Origin of the sequence: Streptococcus oralis (genome assembly GCF_001578945.1) — a bacterium.
In the GTDB taxonomy this organism is placed as follows: Bacteria; Bacillota; Bacilli; order Lactobacillales; family Streptococcaceae; genus Streptococcus; species Streptococcus oralis_Q.
Genome location: NZ_KQ969550.1, coordinates 496986 through 504610, shown reverse-complemented (window position 1 = coordinate 504610; position 7625 = coordinate 496986). Strand labels below are relative to the sequence as shown.

Genomic DNA, 7625 nt, shown 5'->3' with positions numbered 1-7625 from the left:
AAGCGAGTTACGGTTTTTTCTACTATGCTTTGTCTAATTGCAAGAGGGTTTCAATCTCTGCTAGGGTGCTGGCTTGGGAGATGGCTCCACGGAGTTTAGCAGCGCCAGATGTTCCACGGAGGTAATGAGGGGCAAGTCCACGAAACTCACGGACTGCGATGTGTTCATCTTTAAGGTCAATGAGGCGTTTCAAGTGTTCATAAGCGATCTTCATCTTGTCCTCGAAGGTCAAATCAGGGAGAATTTCGCCTGTTTCAAAGTAATGGTTGATCTGGTTAAAGAGGTAGGGATTTCCCGTGGCAGATGATTATATCAGTTATATCTCAAAATAAAAAAAGGATAAATTTAACTATAAAACTTGTCTTATTGAATAAAAAAATGGTAGAATAAACATCAAGTGAAATATGGAGATTTAATGAGAATGAAGTCAAAGACGTTTCGATTTTATTTGCTTTTGTTATTTGTTTTCTTTATTTATTTTTCATTTGTGGTATATAACCGAACATATAGCGGAATCACTGCAGATAAACATGATAATGAATGGATAGTTAGACAAGTCCATAATCTGGGAAGCTTTTCAAATCATCAAGAAATAATAGGTGCATCTATTATACAAATCGACGGGAATAATCCAGGTAGTAATTTTTTATTATCTCGATTTTTAATTGTTGAACCGCTTCATTCGGTGACAATATTAGATCAAGGAATTTCAAAGATTTTAATAGTAGAAGCTGAAAAATCAAGCCAAATTATCTTTCTTGTTTTATCCATCATTGCTTTTCTGATTATATTGTTATTTCGATTATATATAAAAGGCAGAAGTAGAGGGAAAACTGGGAAACGATATTTTTATTTTATTATTTACACTAGTCTGATGTTATTATCGATTATTCCATCAAGTATAGGAGATGTATTTGGTCGTAGTCTATTAATTTTATACTTGACTTTATTTCCATTATTCATGGATATCTTCATTAGAGTGTTAGTCTTGAAGATAAAAGGTTCAACAATTTCTAACTTTTCTCGTATTATACTGGGCTATTCACTCATAATTCAACTTTTGTATGTTTATAATCTTATACAGCCTATTGATTTTTTGACCATCTTTTTTTCTAGAGGAGTATTTTATTTAGTATTTTTATTTTTAGTTATTCTACTGTTAAAGATGCTTATAAATTACTATCAGAGAAGAAAAATGTTGCCAATTCACACCCTATTCTTAGCAGTTCTTGCCTTATTTCCTTTATTTTTTGGATATATTTTTCCGATTGGTAATGAAGTTTCGTTTATTTATAGTATTCCTCTATTATTACTTATTTTGTTCTCTATTGTGAATAACTTGATACTAGAACGATTGATATATGTTGGTTGGAAGTGGAATCCATTCATATATAACTTGATATTTGCCGTTTTTTTTACTAGTCTAATTATTCTTTTTAGTCTGTTATTAAGAGAATTTTCTACAATTCTTTTCATTCTTTATGCTTTTCTTTTTTCGCTAGCTTTGTTACCTGAAATAAGGAAGATGATGTTGATTAGCCATACAATGGAGGAAATCTTTAGTGGTTTTCATACTTTTGTAGCGACTGAATTGGAGAGGGAAGAAATTGCAACGTTTATACATGATACTACAATTCAGAAGGTCATTTATTATAAAAAGCAGTTAGAAATTAGTGAACAAATTAATAGAGGAGCCTTATTAGAGATGTTGGATGATATTGTCTTTGAATTAAGGGATTTATGTTCCAATATTTATCCTTTAATGGTGCATGAATTAGGGTTGAAAGAATCTATTACTAGTATATTAAACCAATTCATGAAGATGGAAACTGTTTCAATTATGACAAATTTTTCAATAGACGAAGAAAAAGTTAATAATAAAGTGAGCACGTTTGTATTAAGGACAGTTAAAGAACTAGTAAATAATAGTATTCTTCATGGGAATGCTAGAGAAATTACTGTAGATTTATCTACAAAAGAAAAGATTTTATCTATTGAAGTTACAGATGATGGTATTTTTAAGGGAAAATATCAGTCTAATGAAAATCATTTTGGTTTAAATAGAATTGTAGAGAAGGTTCATTTGTTGGGGGGGACTGTTCGGCTAAATATAGAACCTACAAGTGTGAGGATACGAATACCTATAGAAGGGAAGGGAAATGATTCGTTTGGTTTTGATTGATGACCACAGTTTAGTATTACAAGGGTTAGAGAACTATTTTTCAAAGGAAGATGATTTTAAAATTATTGGTTCCTATACAGAAGTAGCAGATTTACTTCTCTGTCTTAAGCATGAAAAGGTAGATGTGCTAGTTATGGATTTTATGCTGAAAGGAGTAACGGCATTTGATGTTATTAGTCAAATAAATAGATTTCTGAATACAGTTCCCAAGATTGTTCTTTTATCGGGGTTTTATGACACTTTGTTACATAAGAGAGCGATGGATTTTGGGATTCAAGCTTTTTTACCAAAAGAAAGTTCTTATTTGGATGTTAAAAGTGCAATTTATGCTGTTTATAAGGGAAATCACGTTATCCCAGATGGTTTGTTAGAAAAGCAAGAAAATAATCTATTGACAGATACGGAGTTAAGTGTATTGGAACTTATTGTAAAAGAATATTCTAATGAAAAGATAGCAAATAGTTTATTTGTCAGCAGGAGAACAGTGGATACCCATGTTTCAAATATTTGTTCAAAGTTGGGAGTGACTAGTAGAGTTGGGGCTGTACGTGAGGCTATTCGATTAAATCTAGTATCTTTATAATTTTAACCTAAAAAGGCAAGAAGGCTTTCGCAAATTACGGATTCTTTCTTGTCTTTTTTTATTTAAGATAGAGTCAGTTTAAAAGATTGGAGAAGGATATGCTAACAGTAGATTATTTACTTGGAGATAATAGAAATCGTTATTTTGGTAGAGGGCATAAGAGAACTACTTATGCAGTTAAGTTGAAAAATATTTTAGAAGGAGTTGGGTCTCTTTATCAGGAAGGTTTGTGGTCTAGTAAACAATCTGAAATCGTACAGCAGCACCTGAGTACATTAGATGGAATAGTATTAGCGCATTTATTTGGAAGTGAAATACTGAAAAGAATGGGGGTGAATCTAAATCAGTATAGGCTAAACCATTTTGAGATAAAGTCAGGGATAAAAGCTATAGAAGAATTGGTAAATTTAAAATTAGAATTACAAAATTTCAAAATGACAAACCAAGTGATTGAATTTGATTGTTTGGTAATGGATATGAAAGTTTGTTTAGGCTATCGATTATTAGAATGTATGGAAAATATAGTTGCTACAGGAGAACAAGGTAGAGATTTTTTGTCAACTCATTTAAGAGATAGGCAACATTATATATACGATGTTGAGTTTTTGGATAGTAGTATATCTTGTAAAGCAGAGCAGGTATTGATCAGAGATATTGAATATGGTGGTGTAGGTAGTCTAGAAAAGAATTATTATAGTTTGTTAGAACTTCTGATTATTTTTTCTCAAATGGCAGAGATGTTAGCCTACCAGATAGAAGAGATATCTCGAGAAGAGAGCAATACCATGTGGATGAAGCAAGTGAGTGCAGACTTGAATTCACCAATTTTGAACGGAGTAGTAGAGCTTAGTGGTAGTGTTTCAAAAAATAAATTGTTAAAAATTAGAGAGGAACATTGGAAAGTCTACGAAATGTCCGGATATGATATAGATCATAAGGTAGTCTTTAAAAGTAAAATAGCTCAAAAATTACCTGATGGAGGGGGACAGTGATGGGAAATAGAGAATTAAGGTTGGTCATATCAGGAACTTATTCTACAGGTAAGACAACAACTGCTACAGCTCTTTCGATTGCAACGGGACTTCCCTTAATCGACGCTTTGTCTGCGAGGGAAATTTTGACAGATTTATATCCTGGCAGAAGATTTCAGGACATGTCATCAACTGAATTAATGGCACTAGGGCTAAAGCGTTTTGAGGAGAGAATTCGTACAGAAGGAATTTTATATAAGGAACATGGAAGTTTTCTATCAGATGGTTCAGTATTGAATGAATGGATTTACGGTACTGTTCGAATGAGGGTAGGAATTAATCCAGGATCAGCATTCATTCATCGATTGATGAAATCTATTTTAGGTATTCCGGGTCGACGATTTTTCAAAAAATATTTGACTGCTTATGGGGTTGTCTCTAAGAATCATGCGAAATTGTGGTATACAGATGTTGTTCATTTACCAGTAGAGTTTGCAATGGATCCAGATGGGCATAGACCAGTATCTGAAGAGTATCGAAATTTATCAGATGAGGAATTATATGAAGTTTATAGGAATTTGGGTCTGACACCTTATTGTGTCAAAGGTAGTCAGGAAGAACGGTTAAATCAGATCATTCAACATTATGAGTTGCCAATAGTTGTTCCAGTAGATGAGGCTATTTCCTTAGCTGAAAAGGTTATACGAGAAAACAGGGAAGCAGTATCTAAACGTATCATAGAACAGTATGAAGAGCCTACATTAAAGGAAAAAATAAAATTTATGACAAGATATTAGGAGTATGTATGATTCAGTTTCAAAATATTAGTAAGATTTATAAGGTAGGAGAGCAAGAAGTTCGTGCTTTGGATCAAGTTAGTTTTTCTATTGAGAAAGGGAAATTTACAGTTATTTTAGGTCCATCAGGTTCAGGGAAAAGTACGTTACTAAATTTACTTGGTGGGATGGATCGTGCGACATCAGGAACCTTTATATTTGATGAGGAACTAGTAACAAAGTTTACGGACAAGGAATTATCTGCTTATCGAAAAGATAAAATTGGTTTTGTTTTTCAATTTTATAACTTAGTTCCAAGTTTAACAGCCAAGGAGAATATAGGTATTGCAGCAAATTTAGTGAAAAACAATAAAGAAATTGATATGTATTTAGATCAAGTTGGTTTACTTCATAGAAAAAATAATTTTCCTAATCAACTTTCTGGAGGTGAAATGCAACGTGTATCAATTGCACGAGCATTGGCTAAAGAGCCTAGTCTATTATTGTGTGATGAACCTACAGGAGCGTTAGATTCAAAGACAGGTGATAGTATTTTAACTTTATTGAAGGAAGTTTCTAGAAATGGTAATGCTGCAGTTGTAATGGTTACACATAATAGAGAGTTTGCTAAATTTGCAGATCGAGTTATATATTTGAAAGATGGAAGTATTGAAAAAATAGAGAATAATGAAGAGGTGCTGGGATGAGGTATCTTCATATAAAATTATTAAGAGATCTTCGGCAAAATTGGCAACAGTTTTTCTCAGTTTTTCTGATGTCTCTATTAAGTGTATTAATCTTTGTAGGGCTACAAGGAGCTTGGCATGGACTTGAAAAGAGTCTAGAGAGTTATTTGAAACAATCTGAACTTCCTGTTGTTTGGGTTCAAGCGAGACAAATTGATGAATCAAAAATCAAGCAGGTTGAACAATTATCTTCTGTTGAAAAAGTTGTCAGTAAAAAGAAAGGCTTTGCTAATATTGTTCGTTTAGACAAGACTGACGGACGAATCAATCTTGAAACGATTACAGATAATCAACTGGTTACAGTAACAGAAGGAAGTCCTTTTTCTGAAGGAAAACAAGATTCGATTTGGATTGATGGGAATTATGCGAAGAAGAATCATTTACAGATTGGAGATTCAATTTCTATTTCATCAAGGGGGAAACAGATAGATTTAGAAATTGTAGGATTTGTTCAGGCAACAGATAAGATTTATTTTACAGGTAGCATGGAATATATAGCTCCAAATCCTGACAATGATGCCTATGGTTATATTGCAGATAATGAAATCGTAAAAGGAATTCTGGGTTTATCGTCAGATAATGCCTTAGAGATTTACGGTTCTAAGATGGATTTGCGAGGAGATTTAGAGTCTATTTTGGGGGGCGATTTAGTTTCTTATCAAGATCAAAAAAGTTTAACTGAAATATCAGAAGCTACCGATCGAGTTGGACAAATTAGAAACTTATCTTACTTATTTTCTTTTATCTTTATTTTGTTAGCTATTTTGGCTATGTTTACAACCATTCAGCGTTTGATTGATGGCCAAACAAAAGAGATTGCTGTATTAAAGGCTTTAGGCTTTTCAAATCAGGCTATCAGTTTACATTATATTTTATTTGGCTTAGTAGTAAGTTTATTAGGAAGTTTCGCAGGCTTTGCTATTTCTCCCTTGATGTCATGGTTTGTACTAGAAACTCAAAAGTCAATGTTTACACTTCCAAATTGGCAAATCGCTTATTCATCTTCATCAATAGTCGTTGGTATTGTAGTCATTATTATTTGTGTTTTAGCTGCCTATTTAGCTTCTAGAGAGTCAGCTAGAGGCTTACCAGCAATATTTTTAAGAGGTAAAGAAAAAGTTGCTAAATCTGTTTTTGTGGAAAGATTTTCCTTTATCTGGCAACGAATTTCTTATCCTTCTAGATGGGCAATTCGTGATGCCTCGTTTAATCGTATTCGAGTTTTGATGGGAATCGTGGGAGTTGCAGGAAGTATGATGTTACTGATTGCTGGAATTGGTATGCCTGTGTCCATGAATCATCTTGTTGATAAGGCATACAATGAAGATTTTTCTTATTCAAAACGACTGACCGTAGCGGATTATACATCTTCTAAGTCTAGATATGGTGGGCAAGGTGTACAAATTTCACAAGCACATTTTAATCCAGATGATGGCTACAATCGTTTATTGATTATATTTGATGATGGAGATATGATCCAAGCAAAAACAGAGAGTGCTGATTCTTTGAAAGATGATGGTTTGTATGTAACTAGATCATTTGCCCGTTTAGCAGGTATTAAAGTCGGAGATTTTTTAAATGTGACTCCCTATCAAGATGGTCATACTTACAAGTTTGAAGTAAAAGGGATTGTCACAAGTGAAACCAATCAAGGGGCTTATCTTCATGCTAGAGTCTTTGAAAAAGCAGGGGGAGATTTTACTCCACATACTTTATTAGTTGGGTCAGAGGTGGATCAAGATACTATTAAGCAAGATAAAGGTGTTCTATCTGTCATTGAAAAAGGGAGCCAAGAAAAAAATGCCTATGATTTTGTAGCTAGTTTGATGAGTGTATTTCTAATGATTATTGGCTTTGCCTTATTACTTGTTATTATTGTTCTTTATAATCTGGGTTCTTTAAACTTTGTAGAGAGAATGAGAGACTATGCTACATTGCAAGTATTAGGCTTTTCTAATCAATATCTACAGATGGTAACTCTTTTTGAGACTATACTAACTACCTTTATTGGGTGGCTAATAGGAATTCCTTTAGGCATATGGTTTTTGAAAGAATATGTAGCAACATTTTCGACGATTCGAATTGAGTATACCGCTTATGTCAGTATGTATGTCCTTGCTTCTGCTACGTTATTGGTTTGGTTTACATCTTTAGGGACTGCTTATTTTATTAGTCTTCGTATGAGAAAGATTGACATGATTAGTGCTCTAAAGGGGGTAGACTAGTATAGTCAGTTCTGATTGAATCTATAGACATTTATGAATAATTGTTAATCACCATTTCTAAGGTCCAAATTTACCTATTTGTGTCTTGGTTCAACGTATTATAGTATTTGAATTTTTGCAACTAAAAAACCGTAAACTCCAA

Annotated in this window: 6 protein-coding genes and 1 pseudogene; 6 read left to right on the top strand and 1 reads right to left on the bottom strand. The window is 33.1% G+C overall.

The window, feature by feature from the left end; genetic code table 11:
* Positions 1-22: 22 nt before the first annotated feature.
* Positions 23-304: pseudogene (locus tag SORDD16_RS02275) on the bottom strand (tRNA-dihydrouridine synthase); the annotation flags it as partial.
* A gap of 111 nt (positions 305-415) precedes the next feature.
* Between SORDD16_RS02275 and SORDD16_RS02270 the strand changes: the two are divergent.
* The 6 genes from SORDD16_RS02270 (at position 416) to SORDD16_RS02245 (ending at position 7483) form a co-directional block, all read left to right on the top strand.
* Entirely contained in the window at positions 416-2182 is a 1767-nt protein-coding gene (locus SORDD16_RS02270) for a sensor histidine kinase (RefSeq protein ID WP_061452205.1), read from the top strand.
* Complete coding sequence (locus SORDD16_RS02265) at positions 2160-2765, top strand: response regulator transcription factor (RefSeq protein ID WP_061452204.1); 606 nt, start codon at positions 2160-2162, stop codon at positions 2763-2765. Before SORDD16_RS02270 ends, SORDD16_RS02265 begins: the two co-directional genes overlap by 23 nt.
* Before the next feature lie 98 nt (positions 2766-2863).
* A complete protein-coding gene (locus tag SORDD16_RS02260) occupies positions 2864-3757 on the top strand; it encodes an AvrD family protein (protein WP_061452203.1) in 894 nt (297 codons plus the stop codon).
* Entirely contained in the window at positions 3757-4533 is a 777-nt protein-coding gene (locus SORDD16_RS02255; RefSeq protein WP_061452202.1) for an AAA family ATPase, read from the top strand. The genes SORDD16_RS02260 and SORDD16_RS02255 overlap by 1 nt, the downstream gene beginning before the upstream one ends.
* An 8-nt stretch (positions 4534-4541) precedes the next feature.
* A complete protein-coding gene (locus SORDD16_RS02250; protein ID WP_000614114.1) occupies positions 4542-5219 on the top strand; it encodes an ABC transporter ATP-binding protein in 678 nt (225 codons plus the stop codon).
* Positions 5216-7483 carry an ABC transporter permease gene (locus tag SORDD16_RS02245; RefSeq protein ID WP_061452201.1) on the top strand — a complete coding sequence of 756 codons (2268 nt, stop codon included), beginning with the start codon at positions 5216-5218 and terminating at the stop codon, positions 7481-7483. The genes SORDD16_RS02250 and SORDD16_RS02245 overlap by 4 nt, the downstream gene beginning before the upstream one ends.
* Positions 7484-7625 lie beyond the last annotated feature (142 nt).